This window comes from Nocardiopsis sp. NPDC055551 (assembly GCF_053619415.1).
This window is the reverse complement of the sequence record NZ_JBSHJJ010000007.1, coordinates 203,912-222,171: the sequence shown is the minus strand read 5'-3', so window position 1 is coordinate 222,171 and position 18,260 is coordinate 203,912. Positions and strand designations below refer to the sequence as shown.

General features: G+C 70.6%; 14 protein-coding genes, 1 other RNA gene and 1 pseudogene. 9 read left to right on the top strand and 7 right to left on the bottom strand.

Annotation, left to right across the window (positions count from 1 at the left end; all coding sequences use genetic code 11):
* Positions 1–8: 8 nt before the first annotated feature.
* On the top strand, positions 9–2,096 hold the full coding sequence (locus tag ACWGSK_RS14880) for a xanthine dehydrogenase family protein molybdopterin-binding subunit (protein ID WP_452456034.1): 2,088 nt from the start codon (positions 9–11) through the stop codon (positions 2,094–2,096).
* 136 nt (positions 2,097–2,232) lie between these two features.
* On the opposite strand, the gene ACWGSK_RS14875 is transcribed toward ACWGSK_RS14880, so the two are convergent.
* Both ACWGSK_RS14875 and ACWGSK_RS14870 read right to left on the bottom strand, forming a co-directional pair.
* A complete protein-coding gene (locus ACWGSK_RS14875) occupies positions 2,233–4,677 on the bottom strand; it encodes a Tex family protein (RefSeq protein ID WP_358505468.1) in 2,445 nt (814 codons plus the stop codon).
* Between the two features lie 135 nt (positions 4,678–4,812).
* The gene (locus tag ACWGSK_RS14870; RefSeq protein ID WP_358505471.1) at positions 4,813–5,166 is read right to left on the bottom strand and encodes a hypothetical protein; all 354 of its coding nucleotides are present in this window, start codon (positions 5,164–5,166) and stop codon (positions 4,813–4,815) included.
* A gap of 196 nt (positions 5,167–5,362) precedes the next feature.
* Here ACWGSK_RS14870 and ACWGSK_RS14865 point away from each other — a divergent pair, with 196 nt between their 5' ends.
* On the top strand, positions 5,363–6,001 hold the full coding sequence (locus ACWGSK_RS14865) for an ArsR/SmtB family transcription factor (RefSeq protein WP_452456033.1): 639 nt from the start codon (positions 5,363–5,365) through the stop codon (positions 5,999–6,001).
* Positions 6,002–6,039: 38 nt separating this feature from the next.
* A complete protein-coding gene (locus ACWGSK_RS14860; RefSeq protein WP_358505477.1) occupies positions 6,040–7,323 on the top strand; it encodes an MFS transporter in 1,284 nt (427 codons plus the stop codon).
* Between the two features lie 56 nt (positions 7,324–7,379).
* Here the strand turns inward: ACWGSK_RS14860 and ACWGSK_RS14855 are convergent, their stop codons facing one another.
* The 3 genes from ACWGSK_RS14855 to ACWGSK_RS14845 form a co-directional block, all read right to left on the bottom strand.
* Positions 7,380–8,243 carry a deoxyribonuclease IV gene (locus ACWGSK_RS14855; RefSeq protein ID WP_452456032.1) on the bottom strand — a complete coding sequence of 288 codons (864 nt, stop codon included), beginning with the start codon at positions 8,241–8,243 and terminating at the stop codon, positions 7,380–7,382.
* Between the two features lie 47 nt (positions 8,244–8,290).
* A complete protein-coding gene (locus tag ACWGSK_RS14850; RefSeq protein WP_358505483.1) occupies positions 8,291–9,112 on the bottom strand; it encodes an alpha/beta fold hydrolase in 822 nt (273 codons plus the stop codon).
* 85 nt (positions 9,113–9,197) lie between these two features.
* Positions 9,198–10,592 carry an FAD-binding oxidoreductase gene (locus ACWGSK_RS14845; protein ID WP_452456031.1) on the bottom strand — a complete coding sequence of 465 codons (1,395 nt, stop codon included), beginning with the start codon at positions 10,590–10,592 and terminating at the stop codon, positions 9,198–9,200.
* 41 nt (positions 10,593–10,633) lie between these two features.
* Between ACWGSK_RS14845 and ACWGSK_RS14840 the strand changes: the two genes are divergently transcribed.
* From ACWGSK_RS14840 to ACWGSK_RS14815, 6 genes are all read left to right on the top strand, one after another.
* The gene (locus ACWGSK_RS14840) at positions 10,634–11,620 is read left to right on the top strand and encodes a helix-turn-helix transcriptional regulator (RefSeq protein ID WP_358505489.1); all 987 of its coding nucleotides are present in this window, start codon (positions 10,634–10,636) and stop codon (positions 11,618–11,620) included.
* Between the two features lie 41 nt (positions 11,621–11,661).
* Complete coding sequence (locus ACWGSK_RS14835) at positions 11,662–12,534, top strand: Nif3-like dinuclear metal center hexameric protein (RefSeq protein ID WP_452456030.1); 873 nt, start codon at positions 11,662–11,664, stop codon at positions 12,532–12,534.
* Between the two features lie 84 nt (positions 12,535–12,618).
* Positions 12,619–13,380, top strand: coding sequence for a zinc ribbon domain-containing protein (locus ACWGSK_RS14830; RefSeq protein WP_358505495.1), 762 nt, complete (start codon positions 12,619–12,621; stop codon positions 13,378–13,380).
* Complete coding sequence (locus tag ACWGSK_RS14825; RefSeq protein ID WP_452456029.1) at positions 13,377–14,024, top strand: histidine phosphatase family protein; 648 nt, start codon at positions 13,377–13,379, stop codon at positions 14,022–14,024. The genes ACWGSK_RS14830 and ACWGSK_RS14825 overlap by 4 nt, the downstream gene beginning before the upstream one ends.
* An 11-nt stretch (positions 14,025–14,035) precedes the next feature.
* Positions 14,036–14,421: RNase P RNA component class A (gene rnpB, locus ACWGSK_RS14820), an RNA gene on the top strand.
* Between the two features lie 334 nt (positions 14,422–14,755).
* Positions 14,756–14,899 carry a hypothetical protein gene (locus ACWGSK_RS14815; RefSeq protein WP_190318368.1) on the top strand — a complete coding sequence of 48 codons (144 nt, stop codon included), beginning with the start codon at positions 14,756–14,758 and terminating at the stop codon, positions 14,897–14,899.
* On the opposite strand, the gene ACWGSK_RS14810 is transcribed toward ACWGSK_RS14815, so the two are convergent.
* Positions 14,851–17,190 (bottom strand): bifunctional SulP family inorganic anion transporter/carbonic anhydrase, encoded by a 2,340-nt coding sequence (locus tag ACWGSK_RS14810; protein WP_358505500.1) that lies wholly within the window; start codon positions 17,188–17,190, stop codon positions 14,851–14,853. The two genes, ACWGSK_RS14815 and ACWGSK_RS14810, sit on opposite strands and share 49 nt — an antisense overlap.
* Positions 17,191–17,523: 333 nt before the next feature.
* Positions 17,524–18,260, bottom strand: a pseudogene (locus ACWGSK_RS14805) (hypothetical protein); the annotation flags it as partial.

The following is an 18,260-nucleotide window of genomic DNA, read 5'->3' as shown; positions in this document are numbered from 1 at the left end:
GTGGCGAGATGACGGGCGCGAGGACCGGGGCCATCGGTGTGCCGATGGAACGGTTGGAGGGGCGGGCCAAGGTGACGGGCACCGCCCCCTATGCCTATGAGCACTCCTTCGAGGGCGCCCTGTACCTGCATCCGGTGCTCTCGACCGTGGCCCGGGGGCGGGTGCGTTCGATGGACACGGCGCGGGCCGAGGCGGTCGAGGGGGTGCGGGCGGTCCTGACCCCGTGGAACGCTCCGCGCCTGGCTCGGACCGACGACCGCGAGTTCACCGTTCTGCAGGACGGTGAGGTGTACTTCCGCGGCCAGTTCGTCGCCGCCGTGGTCGCCGACGGTCCCGAGGCCGCGCGTCTGGCGGCCGATCTGGTGGTCGTGGACTACGAGGTCCACCACCACCAGGTGGATCCGTCGGTGCCCGGCCGGGAGACCTATCGGCCGAGTGCGGACGACACCGGGGTGGAGGCCGACACCGAACAGGGCGACGTGGAGAGCGCCCTGACCGAGGCCATGGTGCGGATCGACCGGACCTACCTGACGCCGCGCGAGTACAACAATCCGATGGAACCGCACACCACGATCGCGCTGTGGGAGGAGGGTCCCGATCGGCTCACGCTGTACGACTCCACGCAGGGTGTGCACGTGGTGCGCGGGACCGTCGCGGAGGTCTTCGGGCTCGCATCCGAGCGGGTGCGGGTGATCTCCCCGCACGTGGGTGGCGGGTTCGGTTCCAAGGGGTCGGCCCACGCCCACAACGTCGTGGCGGTGTTGGCCGCGCGCGCCCTGCCCGGGCGTCCGGTGAAGTTCGCGCTGACGCGACGGCACATGTTCTCGTTGGTGGGGTACCGCCCGGACACGCGGCAGCGGATCCGGTTGGGCGCCTCGGCGGACGGCCGGCTCGGTGTGCTCGTCCACGACGTGGTGGAGGCGACTTCCCGGGCCAAGGAGTACGCGGAGATGAGCGGTGCGTGCTCGCGGATGATGTACGCGTCGCCCGCTCGTCGAACGTCGCACCGGTTGATCCCCTTGGACACGCCGATCCCGTTCTGGATGCGTGCGCCCGGGGAGGCGCCGGGGATGTTCGCGCTGGAGACGGCGATGGACGAACTCTCCTACGCCTGTGGTCTGGACCCCATCGAGTTGAGGATGCGCAACGAACCGGAGCGGGATCCCGAGAGTGGTCTGCCCTGGTCGGGACGGAACCTGGTGGAGTGCCTGCGTCGGGGCGCGGAGCGGTTCGGCTGGTGGGATCGGGATCCTCGGCCCCGGGCGCATCGGGACGGCGATCGGTGGGTGGGCACCGGGATGGCCGCCGCCACCTATCCGAGACTGATCATGCCGGGGTCGGAGGCCGAGATCGTCCACGAATCGGATGGGCGTTACACGGTCTCCATCGGGGCCGCCGACCTGGGCACCGGAACCTGGACGGCCCTCACCCAGATCGCCGCCGACGCACTGGGGTGCGACACCGCGCGCGTGCGGTTGCGGATCGGGGACACGGATCTGCCCTCGGCCAGTGTGGCGGGTGGTTCGTCGGGGATCTCCTCGTGGGGTTCGGCCCTGGTGGCGGCGGCTCGTGTCTTTCACGAGGAGCACGGGAACGATCCGGCCGTCGGGGCACGGTCGCGGGCCGGTACACCGCAGGACCCGGATCGGGAGAGGTACGCACTGCATTCGTTCGGTGCCCACTTCGCCGAGGTGCGGGTCGACGTGGACACCGGTGAGGTGCGCGTGCCGCGGATGTTGGGGGTCTTCTCCGTGGGGCGGATCATCAATCCGAGGACCGCGAAGTCGCAGTTCGTGGGCGGCATGGTGATGGGGATGTCGATGGCCCTGCACGAGCAGGGCGTGGTGGATCCTCGGTTCGGCCACGTGGTCAACGGTGACCTGGCCGAGTACCACGTGCCCGTGAACGCGGACGTGGGTCGGGTGGATGCGGAGTGGCTGGAGGAGTCGGATCCGCATGTGAACGCCCTGGGTGCGGCGGGGGTCGGTGAGATCGGGATCGTCGGTAGCGCGGCGGCGGTGGCCAACGCCGCCTTCCACGCGACGGGCACCCGGGTGCGTGAGTTGCCGTTGACTCCGGACCGGTTCCTGGTGTGAGCGTGGCGGGTCGTGCCGGCGAGCACATCGTCTACACGGTTCGGCAGGCCTGGCGTATGGAGCGGGGTGGAGGAGGGGCCGGGGAGGTGTGTCCTCCCCGGCCCCTCGTGTGCCTCGTGGTGCTACTCGCTACTCGCTACTTGCTCAGGCCGGCACGGCGCAGGGCGTCGGCCATGGCGCCCGAGGGGGCAGGGGCGTTGTCGCGTCCGCCTCGACGGTCGCCGCCGTTGCCGCCTCGACGGTCGCCGCCGTTGCCGCCTCGCTTGTCGCCACGGCCCTTGCCGCCGCCGCCGCCGTTGCCGTTGCCGCGACGGCGTTCGCCGCCGCGTCCGTCGCGCTCACCTCGCTCACCACGGTCGCCGCGGCCGCCGCCCTGCGGGGCCTCGTCGTCCAGGCGCATGGTCAGCGAGATGCGTTTGCGCGGGATGTCCACGTCCTGCACCTTGACCTTGACGATGTCACCGGGCTTGACGATGTCGCGTGGGTCTTCCACGAACTTGTTGGACAGCGCCGACACGTGCACCAGACCGTCCTGGTGCACGCCCACGTCCACGAACGCGCCGAAGGCGGCCACGTTGGTGACCACGCCTTCCAGGATCATGCCCTGTTCGAGGTCGCCCAGCTTCTCCACGCCCTCCTTGAAGGTGGCGGTGGCGAAGGCCGGTCGAGGGTCGCGGCCGGGCTTGTCCAGCTCGCTGAGGATGTCGGTGACGGTCGGCAGACCGAACTTGTCATCGACGAAGTCCTCGGGGCGGATGTTTCCGAGCGCCTTCTTGTTCCCGATCAGCGTGGACAGGTCGCCGCCGGTCGAGTCCAGCATGCGTCGGACCACCGGGTAGGCCTCGGGGTGGACCGCGGAGGCGTCCAGCGGGTCGTCGCCGCCTGGAACCCGGAGGAAGCCCGCGCACTGTTCGAAGGCCTTGGGGCCCAGGCGCGGCACCGAACGCAGCGCCTCTCGGGTGCGGAAGGGGCCGTTGGCGTCACGGTGGGCGACGATGTTGCGGGCCAGGGTGGAGGTCACCCCGGACACTCGGGTCAGCAGCGGTACCGAGGCGGTGTTGACGTCCACGCCCACACCGTTCACGCAGTCCTCGACCACCGCGTCCAGTGAACGCGAGAGCTTGGCCTCGGCCAGGTCGTGCTGGTACTGGCCCACGCCGATGGACTTGGGGTCGATCTTGACCAGCTCGGCCAGGGGGTCCTGCAGACGGCGCGCGATGGAGGCGGCGCCGCGCAGGGACACGTCCAGGTCGGGCAGTTCCTCGGAGGCGTAGGCGGAGGCCGAGTACACCGACGCGCCGGCCTCGGAGACCATCACCTTGGTGAGCTTCAGGTCGGGGTGAAGCTTGATGAGGTCACCGGCGAGCTTGTCGGTCTCTCGGGAGGCGGTGCCGTTGCCGATCGCCACCAGTTCCACGTTGAACGCGGCGCACAGTTCGGCCAGGCGGCCGATGGAGCCGTCCCAGTCACGGCGTGGGGCGTGCGGGAAGATCGTGTCGGTGGCCACGACCTTGCCGGTAGAGTCGGTGACGGCGACCTTCACGCCGGTGCGCAGGCCCGGGTCCAGGCCCAGTGTGGAACGGGTTCCGGCCGGGGCGGCCAGCAGCAGGTCGCGCAGGTTGGCGGCGAAGACGTTCACGCCGTCGTCCTCGGCCTGTTGCCATAGGCGCATGCGCACGTCGATGTCCAGCCGGACCAGGACGCGGGTGCGCCAGGCCCAGCGCACGGTGTCCTGTAGCCATCGGTCGGCCGGTCGGCCCCGGTCGACGATGTCGAAGTGGGAGGCGATGGCGTTCTCGTAGCCGCTGCGCGGCACGGTGCCGTCGGGGCCCGGGTCGGGGGTCTCCTCCGGCTCCAGGTTGAGGGTGAGGATCTCCTCCTTCTCGCCCCGGTACATGGCCAGCACGCGGTGGGAGGGCAGCGCGGTGAGGGGTTCGGAGAAGTCGAAGTAGTCGGCGAACTTGGCGCCGGCCTCCTCCTTGCCCTCACGGACGGTCGAGCCCAATCGACCCTTCTCCCAGAGGCGTTCGCGCAGGTGGCCGGTGAGGTCGGCGTCCTCGGCGAAGCGTTCCACCAGGATGGAGCGGGCGCCGTCCAGGGCGGCCTTGGTGTCGGCCACGCCCTTGTCGGCGTCCACGTAGGAGGCCGCGACCTGCTGCGGGTCCTGGGTGGGGTCGTCGAACAGTCCGTCGGCCAGGGGTTCGAGACCGGCCTCGCGGGCGATCTGCGCCTTGGTGCGGCGCTTGGGCTTGTAGGGGAGGTAGATGTCCTCCAGACGGGCCTTGGAGTCCGCCGCGTTGATGCGGGCCTCCAGCTCGTCGTCCAACTTGCCCTGGGAACGGATCGACTCCAGGATCGCGGCTCGACGTTCGCCCAGTTCACGTAGGTAACGCAGGCGTTCCTCAAGTTCGCGCAGTTGGGCGTCGTCCAGCGCGCCGGTGACCTCCTTGCGGTACCGGGCGATGAAGGGCACGGTCGACCCGCCGTCGAGGAGCTCGACGGTGGCACGGACCTGGTGCGTGCCCACGCCGAGTTCCTCGGCGATGCGCTGGTCGATCGTGGGTGTCACAGGGGTCGTCACTTGGTCAAGTCCACTCTTCGGCTGTTCGGTGCGCGGACATTCTCGCGGCGCGCGGGGGTGTTGTCATCCCGGCACGTCGTCGGTTCGTCACTCCCAGGTTCCCGCATCCGTGGAGGTGGTCGGTCCCGGGAGGTGTCAGGAGCCGTTGCCTTCGAGGAAGTCGGGGGCGTAGTACTCGTCGACGGGTGTGGGTCCGCGGTAGCCCTGGCACATGCACTGGCGGTAGGTGGAGTCGGCCTGTCCCGTCCAGCGGCCGGGGATGACCACCTGGGTCAGGCAGCGCTTGGTCTCCTGATCGTGGAAGACGAGGTTGTGACCGCAACCGCAGATGGGCTGGGGGTTGGCGGGTCGGCCCTGGCCGCCGTGGAGGGCGCGGGGGTCCTGGTGGGGGTGGAACTGTCGGGTGATCTGCCGCTTGGTGGTGGCCCGGCCCGCGAGGTATCCACCGACCGCGATGGCCACTCCGATGACCATGGAAACCGGATCCATGCGGTGACACGCTCCTTTGTCCTGAAACTCTTGCGCCTCGGCTCGCGCTCGACGTGCGCTCGCTCCCATTGTCACCCATACGACGGTGGCTGACGAGGAGGAGGTTCCTTCCTCGGGGGAGCGGTTCCCCGAAGTTTCCCAAAGAAAATTCTGCAAAGGTATTTTTGCAAAGGTATCTTTGGGATACGGTTTCGGTATGAGCGAGGAACCCGAATCCACCCCACCCCGGCCCCTCGACGTCGGTGCCGAGGCCCTGCGCGGCCTGGCCCACCCGCTGCGTGCCCGCATCCTGGACCGGCTGCAGCTCCATGGTCCCGCCACCGCCACCATCCTGGGTGAACATCTGGGGGAGAGCAGCGGCTCCACCAGCTACCACCTGCGCCAACTGGCCCGGTTCGGGTTCGTGGAGAACGACCCCGGACACACGGGCAAACGGGATCGTTGGTGGCGGATCCGCCCGGGCGGCTGGCGTTTCAACGGAATCGACCACCTGCGCGACCCGGCCACCCGCGAGGCCGCCGAGATCGTCCTGGACCGCTACTACGGCGGGCGTCGGGAACGGCTCGACCGGTGGCACGCCTTGACTCGGGAACGGCCCGACGAACCGGCGGTGCGCCGCTGGCTGCAGGCCATGCAGGACTCGGTCTCCCACGCGCGGATGACCCCGCGGGAGACCGAGGAGTTCGCCGGTGCGCTACAGGAGTTCATCCGCTCCTGGACCCGCCGTTTCGATGGCCGAACGGCCCGAAGCCACCCCGACACCGAGGCGGTGGAGTTGCAGACCGACCTGTTCCCCGACCTCGTCGAGGAGGACGTCGAACCCGACGAGCGGTAGAGCCACCTGAGATTCCACCCCCCATCAGGAGCCACACCATGACCACCGCACCCACCACCACGAACACCACCCGCACCGAGCGTCTGGGCGCCGACTTCCACCGTTTCTGGGGCGCCGGCGTGTTCACCAACCTGGCCGACGGCATGCTCGTCGTGGCGTTGCCGCTGATCGCCGTGTCACTCACCCAGGACCCGCTGCTCATCTCCGGGTTGACCGCCGTGCGGTTCCTGCCCTGGCTGCTGTTGGCCCCGTTGTCGGGGGTGCTCATCGACCGAGTGCACAGGATGCGCGCCATGGTCGTGTCCAACACCCTGGCCACCCTGGTCATGGTCGCCCTGTTGCTGTCCCTGGTGACCGGGAACCTGACGATCTGGGTGCTGTACGCGGCGATCTTCGCGGTCATCACCTGTGAGACCGTCACCGACCCCGCGAGTCGTATCGCGGTGGTCCGGCTGGTTCTCCCACGCCTACTGGACCGGGCCAACAGCCGGGTGGAAGGGGGCCGGCTGGTCGCCCAGGACTGCCTGGGGCGGCCGGTGGCCGGCTTCCTGTTCGCGGCCGGCGCGGCTGCGCCCCTGCTGGGCATCGCCGGTTCCTACGCCCTGTGCGTGGTGCTGTTGTGCGCCATCCCGATGGTGTGGCGCCGCTCCGTCCCGGCCGGCGAAGAGGACTCGCGTACCGAGTCCGAGGGGTTCTGGCGCTCGACCGGGGAAGGGTTCCGACAGGTCTTCGGCGACCGGATCCTGCGCGGCAACATGCTCTGCAACGCCGGGATGATGATCGGCGCGAACATGGGCGGCGCCGTGCTGGTGCTCTACGCCCAGGGCGACCTGGGGGTCTCGGCCGCCTACTTCGGGGCCTTCACCATGTCCTCGGCGGTCGGTGGTGTGCTCGCCACGCTGGTGACGGACCGACTGATCGTCCGTCTGGGACGGCGCACGGTCGTCCTCGGCGGTTACCTGGGGGTGGCCGCGGCGTCGGTGGCGGTGGCCCTGGCCCCTGGTGCCTCCACGGCCTTCGTCTTCCTGGTCGGACTCGGATTCTGCATCGTGGCCTCCAACATCGCGGCGAGCCCCTACTACCAGACCGTGGTCCCCGACCGTGTGCGCGGGCGGGTCAACGGGGCGAGCAAGATGATCGGTTGGGGCATCACCCCGATCGGAGCGCTGCTGGGCGGGACACTCGGGCGCGTCGACCTCGCGTTGCCGTTCCTCGTCGGTGGGGTGATCATGGCCGGCACCGCGCTCCTCGCCAGGAAGGTCATCGCGGAGACGGCCCGCCGGGCCGACCTGGCCCTGTCCGAGGAGGCTCGGCAGGGGTGAAGGAGACGGGCCCGCCGAATCGGGAAGATCCGGTGGGCCCGGCGGGCGATGCCGTCTCAGGCCTGCTCGCGCAGCTTCTTGAGGGTGGTCACGTCCTCGGCGTGGGGACCCTCCGGCCCGGGGGTCTCCAGGATGATGGGGACCCCGGCGGTCACCGGGTGGCGGAACAGCTCGGCGAAGGGTTCGGCGCCGATGTGGCCCTTGCCGATGTTCTCGTGCCGGTCCTTGTTGCTGCCGCACGGCGCCTTGGAGTCGTTGCAGTGGATGAGTTTGAGCCGGTCGGCGCCCACCACCTCGCCGAAACGGTCCAGCGCCTCGCGCATGCCCTCCACCGTGGAGATGTCGTGCCCGGCCGCGAACAGGTGCGCGGTGTCCAGGCACACACCCACGTTGGGGTGCCAGTCCAGGGCCTCGAAGTAGGGGACCAGGTCGTCGACGGTGGCGCACAGCACCTGACCCTGCCCGGCCATGGGCTCCAACAGCAGCGGGGGCACGTCCCCGCCCAGCCGTTCCAGCATCGGCAGCAGGCGCTCGCGGGCACGGGCCAACCCGTCCTCACGGGTGCCCGAGACGGCCGAACCGGTGTGCATGACCGCGCCCAGCGCGCCGATCCGCGCGCTTCGCCGCAGTGCGTGCTCCATCGAGGTGATCGACTTGGCGGCGGTCTCCTCGCTGGGGGTGCCCGGATTGATCAGGTAGGGGGCGTGCACGAACACGGGCAGGTCGGCGCGCTCGCGCATCATCGCGTCCTGGGCGGGGTCGCCGTCGTTGGTGGCCCACCCGCGGGGGTTGGACACGAACACCTGGACGGTCTCGGCGCCGATCTTCTCCGCGTAGGCCAGGCCCTTGGTGGCCATGCCGCCCGCGACCGGGACGTGCGCGCCGATCGGGGACTGAGGTCTTTGTTCGGTGTTGTTCATCGTCGAACCACCTTAGGCCGTGCGGCCGCTCACACGGGCGGTGGCCCTCAGCGACGTTCGCGCAGTTCGGTGAGCATCCCGGGGAGTTCCCACAGCACGGTGACGTGGCCGTGGTCGGGCAGCATGCGCAGTTCGGTCCCGGGTACGAGCCCGGCGGTGTGCGTGGCGTGCGCCAGGGGCACCACGGTGTCCTGGTCGCCGTGGGCCACCAGGAACGAAGAGGCGACGGTCGAGGGATCGAAGGTCCAGGGGCGGCCCTGGACCCAGGCGTCCTGGGTGTAGCCGCCGACCCCTTGGGCGAAGGCCTCCTTGGCCGAGGCGGCCAGGTGCGGGACGTGTCGGGTGGCGAACAGCCTCCGGTCCGGTTCGGGCCACTCGGAGGGGCCTTCGCCGAGGTTGCGCTCGCCCCATTCCAGGGCGGCCCTCTCGTCGGGCAGCCGCATCATGGCGCACTCGTCCGGTGAGTAGCCCTCCCACGCCGGTGCCCAGGAGAAGTCGGTGACCCCGCCCAGGACGACCGTGCCGTGCACCCGGTCGGGCAGCAGGGCGGCGGTGACCACGCCGTAGGGGCCGCCGGAGGAGTGCGCGGCCACCAGGAACCGGTCCAGGCCGAGGGCGTCGGCGAAGGCGGCCATGTCCTCGGCCCAGTCGGTGAGGGTTCGCCCCGGGGCGGGGGCCGAACCACCGTAGCCGGGCCGGTCCGGGGTGAGCACCCGCAGACCGGCCGACCTGAACTCGGCGTGCTGGTCGCCCAGGTTCCGGCGACTCATCGGGGCGCCGTGGAAGAACAGGACGGGGGTGCCGTCGGGGTCGCCGATGTCGGTGTAGGCGACCTGACGTCCCTGGAGCTCGACCGTGGTGTCCCGCATGCAGTTTGCGCCTCCCGCTCGGTGGTGCCCGCACTCTAGGCGGCGCCCTCTCCGGCGGCAAACAGGGGACACGCCTTGTGGCCCCTCACCGTCGCGGGGTCAGGGGCCGGTTGGTGTGGACGCGGCCGTGCGGGTCCACTCGGTCCCGGATCGCGACGAGCCGGGCCAGGGCGTCGGGTTCGTACATGCGTGCCACGTCCGAGGTGGGGACCGGACCGAAGTTGAGGTTGCTCGCGAGCCCCAGGGTGTGTTCGGTCAACAGGCCGGTGGCCCGCGCGCGCAGATCCGCCATGGCGTCGGTGTCGTGCGGGGTGGCGAAGGTGAGCACGCCCAGGGCGTGGGTGGCGGCACGGTGGCTCACCGCGGCCGGGACCTTCGGCGGCCGTGACATGGCCCCGCCCAGGTGACGCAGCGACACCAGGCTCATGAAGGGGCGGTCGGCCGCCATCAGCTTCGACAACGCGGTCATCGCGTCCTCGCCCGGGTCGGTGAGCATCATCGCGCGGCCTCGGTAGGGCGCCGGGTCGTCGTGGTCGTCGAAGACCGTCTCGGACTCGGCGTAGGGCAGGACGCGCGTGGTGTCCCTGAGGACGGGAGCGATGGACCGCAGCGGCTCCACCCACGTCGGGCCCTGCGCCAGGGGGCCGCACCAGGCCACGGACAGCTGGACCACCATCCGTCCGCGCATGGGCTCGGGTACGCCCTCCACATCGGGGTAGACCAGGGCGCAGGCCCCGGAGGTCATCTCCTCGGGCACCGTGGCGGTCCAGCGCAGCCACGCGGCCAGGGCCTCGGGTATGTCGGTGGCGTCCAGGTACAGGCTGCCGCCGTACAGGTGGGAGACCGGGAACAGCGCGAACTCCATCCCGGTGACCAGGCCGAACGATCCTCCGCCGCCGCGCAGTGCCCAGAACAGGTCGGGTTCGGTCTCGGCCGTCACCCGATGGGTCTCACCGTCGGCGGCGACCAGGTCCAATGCGTGCACGTGGTCGGCGGCGTATCCGTGCCGGCGGCCCATCAACGACATTCCACCGCCCAAGGTGTAGGAGACCGCGCCGACCGCGGGCGCGCTGCCCGACAGGGGTGCGAGCCCGTGCGGGGCGGCGGCGTCGATGACGTCCCGCCAGATCGCCCCGGCCCCGACCCGGGCGGTGCGGCGCCGGGGGTCCACCTCCACGGTGTCCAGGGCGGTGGTGTCCACCAGGATTCCGCCGCTCGCCCCGGTGCCGCGGCCGTGCCCGGTGCGTTGCGCGGCCACGGGTACGCCCAGTTCGGCGGCGGTGCGTACGGCGGTGCGCACGTCCTCGGTGTCGGTGGCGCGCAGTACGGCGTCGGGTGTGTGCGGGGACAGGGATTGGGCGCCGGAGCGGGCCCGCTCGAACCCCTCGGAGCCGGGTGCGTACACCCGATCCCTGTGCGCCTGTCCCAGGCGCGCTCGCAGTGTCCTCGTCACGTCGTTCGTGTGCTTCTGATCGCTCATGTGGTCACGGTAGAGACCAATGCGGTCACATCATGGCCGCGATGGCCGGCAGGATGATGGGCATGGTCGAGACCGAGTCGGTCCGCGCGGGATTGCCGCAGCGGCTGTTGCGCCTGTTGTCCCTACTTCAGGTGCGCCGGGAGTGGAGCGGGGCCGAACTCACCGAACGGCTCGGTGTCAGTGCTCGAACCCTGCGCCGTGACGTGGAACGCCTGCGCGACCTGGACTACCGCGTCGAGGGCACCCCCGGGGTGGCGGGCGGCTATCGGCTGGTCTCCGGCTCGGACCTGCCTCCGTTGCTGCTGGACGACGACGAGGCCGTGGCCATCGCCATGGGATTGACGACCGTGCAGGGTGTGGGTGAGAGCGCGCTGCGTGCCCTGGCCAAACTCGAACGGCTACTGCCCGCCCGCCTGCGCCCCCGGTTGTCGGCGGTGGCCGGGGCGACCTCGACCGTGCCCCACCCCGACACCCCGGGCGTGGACCCCACGGTCCTGGGGATGCTGGCCGCCAACAGCCGCGATCGGGTGGTCACCGACCTGGTCCACCGTTCCCGTTCCGGGGAGCGCACCGAACGTCGCGTCGAACCCCACCACCTGGTCCTGCACGGTGGGCACTGGTACCTCATCGCCCACGACACCGACCGTGCGGACTGGCGGACCTTTCGGGTCGACCGGATGAGCGACCCGCGGCCCACCCATGGGCGCTTCGAGCCCCGCGAGCTGACCGCGCCCGACCCCGCGACCTTCCTCACCCGCCACTTCGCGCGCGGCGAGTACCGCTACACCGCCACGCTCACCCTGGGGCTGCCCGCGGAGGAGGTGCGTCGGCGCGTGTACGGGCCCCTGCCCGGCTCCCTCACCCCGTTGGACGAGGGGCGTTGTCGGGCACGGCTCAGCGCCGACACCGTCGACCTGGTGTGTCAGTACGTCGCGGTGTTGTCGGCCCTGGGCGCCGAGTTCACGCTGGAGGCCCCACCGGAGGTCACCGACCGTCTCCACGCTCTGGGTACCCGGCTCGGCCGATGAGGCGTTCGAGTACGTGCGCGGTGCCACGGAACGTTAGTCTCGTGCCCGTGAGCACCTCGACCACGCCCTCGGCCACCCTTTCCGACGTCGTCACCGCCTTCGAGGAGGTCTACCCGCCATCGTGGGCCGCCTCCTGGGACGCGGTCGGCCTGGTCTGCGGAGACCCGGAACAACCGGTGGATAAGATCCTGTTCGCGGTCGATCCGGTGGACGCCGTCGTCGACGAGGCCCTCACCCGGGGCGCCGACCTGATCATCACGCACCATCCGCTCATGCTGCGCGGGGTCACCAGCGTGGCCGCGGACACCCCCAAGGGTCGGATCGTGCACCGGCTCATCCGTTCGGGTGTGGCCTTGTACACCGCACATACCAACGCCGACACCGCCTCACCGGGGGTCTCCGACGCCTTGGCGCGCGCCGTCGGGCTCACCGGACAGCTGCGCCCGCTGGACCCCGACACCACCGACCCCGAGGGACGGCGTGGAATCGGGCGCATCGGTGAACTGCCCGCCCCGCTCGTGCTGGGCGACTTCGCCGACCAGGTCGCCCGAGGGCTGCCGGCCACCGCCGCGGGCATTCGGGTCGCCGGAGACCTGGACCGCCTGATCAGCACCGTGGCCGTCTCCGGTGGCGCCGGGGACTCCCTGTTGGGCGCGGCCCGCGCCGCCGAGGTGGACGTCTACGTCACCTCCGACCTGCGCCACCACCCGGCCTCGGAGTTCGTCGAGCGGGCCGGTGGTCCCGCCCTGATCGACACCGCGCACTTCGCCAGTGAATGGCCGTGGTTGGCCGACGGTGCGAGCCACCTGGGCGAGGCGCTCGGGCGTTCGGTCGGCCCGAATGGGGCTAACGTGGAGATCCACGTGTCGACCACCGTGACGGACGCCTGGTCACGGACCTTCCAACACGTGTAGAACCCGCAGTACCGAAGACCACAACTGCACAGAGCGCGGGCGGCCCTCGAAGGCCTCCCCACCGCGATCCTCAGGAGACCCCAAGTGAAAGCCGAACCCGCCGCGCAGGCCAGACTCCTCGACCTTCAGAGCCTGGACTCCGAACTCCAGCTTCTGGAACACCGTCTCCACACCCTGCCCGAGATCGCCGAGGCGGCCCGGCTCAAGCAGCGGGCCGACGCCCTGGAGGCCGATCTGATGGCGGCCCAGACCAAGGCCTCCGACATCCAACGCCACCAGCGCAAGGCCGAGAGCGACGTCGAGCAGGTGCGAGCCCGTGCCGACCGTGACGCCAAGCGTTTGGAGTCGGGTGCGATCACCAACGCCAAGGACCTGCAGAACCTGCAGTCGGAGATCGAGTCGTTGGGGCGTCGCCAGTCCGAGCTGGAGGAGATCGTCCTGGAGGTCATGGAGGAGGCCGAGACGATCAACGCCGACGTCGTCCGTCTGGGTGAGGAGCGCGAGGCCGCGGTGGCCGAGGTCACCGAGGTCACCGCCCGCCGTGACACCGCCGCCGCGGAGATCCAGTGGGACCGAACCCGCCTCGGTCAGGACCGTGAGCGGGTGGCCGGTGAGATCCCCGACGACCTGATGAAGCTCTACGACAAGCTGCGCGGCCAGTACGACGGTGTGGCCGTCGCCCCGCTGCGCTATGGCCGCTGCAACGGTTGCAAGTTGGCGTTGAGCACCATGGAACTCAACGAGATCCGGGCCGCGGCGGCCGACGAGATCGTCCGCTGTGAGGACTGCCGACGCATCCTGGTGCGCACCGAGGAATCGGGCCTGCACGCCCCCGTCGCGGAGTGAGCCGCGCCTGGGGTGCTCCCGACACCGAACCGACCCGGCTGCTCCTGCTCCGGCATGGGCGGACCCCGCTGTCCGTCGAACGGCGCTTCGCCGGACGCGGTGACATCTCCCTTACGGAGACCGGTCACGCCCAGGCCGAGGCGGCCGCGCGCCGTGCGGCCGAAATCGGTGTGGACGTGATCGTGTCCTCGCCGCTCGCGCGTACCCGGCTGACCGCCGGGTACGCGGCCGACCTGCTGGGACTTCCGGTGGAGTTGGACGAGGGGTTCGTGGAGACCGACTTCGGGACCTGGGAGGGGTTGACCTTCGCCCAGGCGCGCGAACGCGACGCCGAGCACGTGGACCGTTGGCTGTCCGACCCCGAGACGGGGCCGCCCGGGGGAGAGAGTTTCGCCCGGGTGGCCGAACGCGTCGCGAAGGCCCGCGATGCCCTGCTGGAACGCCACCGGGGCCGTCGGGTGCTGCTGGTCGGCCACGTCACCCCGATCAAGGTCATCGTCCAGCAGGCGATGCTCGCCCCCATCGAGGCGTTGTACCGCATGCACCTGGACACCGGGTGCCTGACCGAGGTGGACTGTTACGCGGATGGCCCACAGGTGGTGCGCTCCCTCAACGACACCGCCCATTTGAAGGGGCTAGACTGACCCTCGGAGGGGGAGTCGGCCAGACGGTCGCGGATCCGCGTTCGGCGCGGGTTCGAGGAAAGTCCGGACTCCACAGGGCAGGGTGGTCGGTAACACCGACCCGGGGTGACCCGCGGGACAGTGCCACAGAAAGCAGACCGCCACCGTTCGCGGTGGTAAGGGTGAAACGGTGGTGTAAGAGACCACCAGCGGCCGGAGTGATCCGGGCGGCTAGGTAAACCCCACCCGGAGCAAGGTCAAAAAGAGAACCTTCGGGTTCTCGCGCGGATGTTCGAGGGCGGCCCGCCCGAGTCCGCGGGTAGACCGCACCGAGGTCGTCGGTAACGACGGCCCCAGATGGATGACCGTCCGGTCCGTCAGGACCCGACAGAATCCGGCTTACCGGCCGACTCCCTCCTCTCTTAGCGTCCGGCCTGTGAATACCTCGCCCATGGCCACCTCGATGGCCCACGAACCCGTCGATACGGCGTCGGTGGCCGCGCCCCTGTGATTGGTCTCGATCTCCCGCGCCGATGACCCCCGGTGCCCGACCGAACCCCGTCCCGCGGCGCGTATCGGTGTGGGGCCGGATACGCCGGGGATACGGGGATACCGCTTCGTGGTGATGGTCCGAACCCCTGTGGCACCGGTAGATTGACCCATGCGCTCCGGTCCCCCGGGGCACGAACGCCCGCGGGCCCGATGGGGTCGGGCCGACGGGCATCCGCGTTCATGGGAATGGGTGACTCTCGTTGGACTCCACCGCCGTCTGGGTGGTCCTCTTCGGCCTGCCGATCCTGGCGATCGTGGCGATCATCCTGCTCGCCATGTACCAGGCATCAGGCGTTCAGCAGGACGGGCGTGACGACGCCCCGGACGACGATTCCGCCGGCTGAGGCGGCGGGACCGGTTCGGACCCGCCCCCGACACCCTGGACCGGATCGAAGCCGCCGGTCGCGGGGTCCAACAGGTGCACCCTCGCCGACTCCAGGTCGTAGTACATGCCCGAAAGGGTCAGCTCGCCCGACTCCAGTTTCTCGCGGACCGTCGGGTGCCTTTCGAGGTTGTCGAGCTGCTCGACCACGTTGGCCTGGGCCAGGCGACGTAGCGCCTCGGCGGTGGGCAGCGCGGTGAGCTCGGCGTGTTCGGCGTGGGCCCGTCGCAGGCTCGCGTCGCCCTTGGCCAACCAGCGGCGGATGTGCGTGGTCGCCACTTCCTCGGGCTCTCGGTGGGTCCGGTCCAGGAGTGCCTGCATGGCCCCACAGCGAGAGTGACCGCACACCACGATGGAGGGCACCCGCAACACGTTGATCGCGTACTCGATCGCGGCGCCCACGGAACCGTCGGGGTCGTCGGGGGCGGGCACCAGGTTGCCCACGTTGCGCACCGTGTACAGGTCGCCGGGTCCGCTGGCGGTGATCAGGTTGGGCACCACCCTGGCGTCGGCGCAGGTGATGAACAGCGCGGTGGGACGGTGGCCGTGTTCCAGTCGGCTCATCACCGAACGCATCCGGTCGGCGGTGCTCGCGTGGTACTCCCGGGCTCCGGCGGTGAGCAGACCGATCGGGTGGGCCTCCTCCTCGGTCCGGGCGCGGTCGCGCATGTCCCAGGGCGCCCACCAACGGCCCTTGGGCACGGTCTTGGCGGCCGGGGCGGAACGGGTGGAGCTGCGCGCGTACCACTGCTCGTGCACCTCGTCGATGTCCACGCTTCCACCGGTGCGTTCGTGGTCCACCCGCCAGGCGTGGATGGCCTCGAAGGCGGCGTGGTCCATGAAGTCCACGTGCAGGTCCAGGTCCACGCGGGTTCCCGTCGGGACGGTGCGCAGCACGTGCGTGAGGCGGGGCACCCCCAGGAACGTGAGTGAGCCGTCCACCGTCACGTGCACGCGACCGTCGTGTTCCTCGGTGGTCACGGTGAGCCTGGTCAGCCGTCGCAGGGACATGATCATGGCGAGCGCGAACCCGATGCACACCCCTTCCAACAGTCCCAGGAACACCACGGTGGACAGGGTGATCAGGTAGACGGCGGCCTCGTGGTGGCGGCGCAGGTCGCGCAGGTGCGCCAGGGACACCATCTGTGTGCCGATGAACACCAACAGCGCGGCCAACGCCGCCATCGGGATCAGTTCGACCACGTGTGCGAAGAACGCCACGAACAGCAGGATCCACACCCCGTGCAGGATCGTGGAGAGCGGGCTTCGGGCCCCGGCGCGCACGTTGGCGGTGCTGCGCACGATCACCCCCGCGACGGGCAGCCCACCGAGGGCGCCACTGACGGTGTTGGCGGCGCCCTGGCCGCACAGTTCGCGGTTGAGTCGGACGCGGCGGCCACTGTGCAGGCGGTCCACGGCGATGGCGGCCAGGAGCGATTCGACACTGGCGACCATGGCCACGGCCGCCACCGCCAGGGCGATTCCGTGCCACTGGCCGGACTCGGGCAGGGCGGGTCCGTTCCACGCCTGGGCCAGGGAGGCGGGCAACGTGACGGTCTCGACCTCCCAACGTCCCAGGGTCGCGATGACGGTGGCGGTGCCGACCGCGACCAGCGCGGCCGGGATCACGCCCGGTCGGACCCCGGCGATGGCGGGCAGCCGGTTCCAACCGAACATGATGGCGATGGTGACGACCCCGACCAGGACCGCCGCGGTGTGGTTCTGCGCGACCTGTCGAGGCAGGTCGGCGATGTTGGCCAGGGCGGAGCTCTGGGGCGCGCCGCCCAGGACCACGTGGAGTTGGGCCAGGGCGATGGTCACGCCCACCCCGGCGAGCATGCCGTGGACGACGGCGGGGGAGACGGCCAGGGCGGCGCGCGCGATGCGGAACGCGCCCAGGGCCAGTTGGACCAGGCCCGCCAACAGCGTGATCAGGCAGGTGACCCGCCAGCCGTAGGTCAGGATCAGGTCGGCGACGATGATGGTGAGTCCGGCGGCGGGGCCGCTGACCTGGACCACCGAACCGCCGACCAGGCCGGCGACGATGCCGCCCACGACGGCGGCGATGATGCCCGCGATGAGGGGCGCGCCGGAGGCGACGGCGATCCCCAGGGACAAGGGGACGGCGACCAGGAAGACCACGAGGGAGGCGCCGATGTCGGCGGCCGGTCCCTTGCGGTCCGGGTGGGTTTCCGGCGGCGGGGAGGTCTCTCCTCGCCGCCCGGGTAGTGCTCCCTGGACGTCGTTGCGCATGGTTGCTCCGTTCGGGTCGAACCGGGCGGGTGCGCGCGAGGGCGCACGTGGACGGGGGTGTGCGGCGGTGCGCCTGACAGCGGGGACACCCCGATGAGTGCATGTTCAATCACTCATTGTAGTCAATATTCATGACACCGAGTGACGAATCATCGCGGTTCCGGTGACCGCTCTCGTCACTGGGGGCGTCGGGGGAAACGAACGGGACATAAGAAAACCGAGGTGGCGGGGTTTCCGCCACCTCGGTGGGGTGAGGCGATGAATCCGATGTCGTTCCCGCGGGGCCGGGTCGATGTCACGCTCGGTCGCCCGAGGCCGGTCCCGGCCATACGGTCACCGGAAGCGCCCGTCCTCGTAACCGCCCTCGTAGTAGTCCTGGCCGTAACCGGGGCGGGGCTCCTCGTCGTAGGGTCCCTGGCCCGGCCGCGGGGCGGGGCCACCGTACCGCGGGCCCGCGCCGGGTCGTTCGCCCTCGGGGTGCCGGTCGTCCACCTGCGGGTAGCCGTAGTCCGAGGGTGGGAAGCCCCCGCCCAGCATGTCCGAGTAACCGCCCTGGCCACCGGGGCTCTGCGGGGGCCCGCCCTGGCCCAGCGGTCGTCCGAACCGATCGGTCTGTGGTGGCCGCTGCTCGCTGTAGGGCAGGCCGCTGAACTGGCCGCTCTGGTAGGTGCCGTACCCGGGGTCGGTGGGGTATCCGCCGGTCGGATACGGGGCGGATCGACCCGGCCCGTCCTGTCCGCCGGGTCCACCGGGCATCTGCGTGGGCCCACCGGACCCCCCGTAACCGGGTCCCTGCGGGGCGTCCCACAGGGGGGCGTTGCCTCCGTGGCCCGTGCCGGGGGCCCCGGGCATCGTGGGCCCGCCCGGTGCCATCGGACCACTGGGGACCCCGGGTCCACCGGGCACGCCCAGGGCGCCCGATGCGCCGGGAGTGTCGAACCGGCCGAGGTCACCCTGGCCGGTCGGTCCGCCCAGGTGGCTCGGCCGGGTGTGGGTGCCGCTGTCGTAGGGGTTGCGTTGGTGGGTTCCGGTGTCGTACTCGGGTCGGGTGAAGGAGTCGGTGTCGTAGG

What these genes read in the sequence shown, in the direction of transcription:
- ACWGSK_RS14880 (WP_452456034.1), top strand. Translation starts at nt 9, where the DNA reads ATGACGGGCGCGAGGACCGGGGCCATCGGTGTGCCGATGGAACGGTTG.
- ACWGSK_RS14870 (WP_358505471.1), bottom strand. Translation starts at nt 5,166, where the DNA reads ATGGATCCGGTTTCCATGGTCATCGGAGTGGCCATCGCGGTCGGTGGA.
- ACWGSK_RS14865 (WP_452456033.1), top strand. Translation starts at nt 5,363, where the DNA reads ATGAGCGAGGAACCCGAATCCACCCCACCCCGGCCCCTCGACGTCGGT.
- ACWGSK_RS14860 (WP_358505477.1), top strand. Translation starts at nt 6,040, where the DNA reads ATGACCACCGCACCCACCACCACGAACACCACCCGCACCGAGCGTCTG.
- ACWGSK_RS14855 (WP_452456032.1), bottom strand. Translation starts at nt 8,243, where the DNA reads ATGAACAACACCGAACAAAGACCTCAGTCCCCGATCGGCGCGCACGTC.
- ACWGSK_RS14850 (WP_358505483.1), bottom strand. Translation starts at nt 9,112, where the DNA reads ATGCGGGACACCACGGTCGAGCTCCAGGGACGTCAGGTCGCCTACACC.
- ACWGSK_RS14845 (WP_452456031.1), bottom strand. Translation starts at nt 10,592, where the DNA reads ATGAGCGATCAGAAGCACACGAACGACGTGACGAGGACACTGCGAGCG.
- ACWGSK_RS14840 (WP_358505489.1), top strand. Translation starts at nt 10,634, where the DNA reads ATGGCCGGCAGGATGATGGGCATGGTCGAGACCGAGTCGGTCCGCGCG.
- ACWGSK_RS14810 (WP_358505500.1), bottom strand. Translation starts at nt 17,190, where the DNA reads ATGCGCAACGACGTCCAGGGAGCACTACCCGGGCGGCGAGGAGAGACC.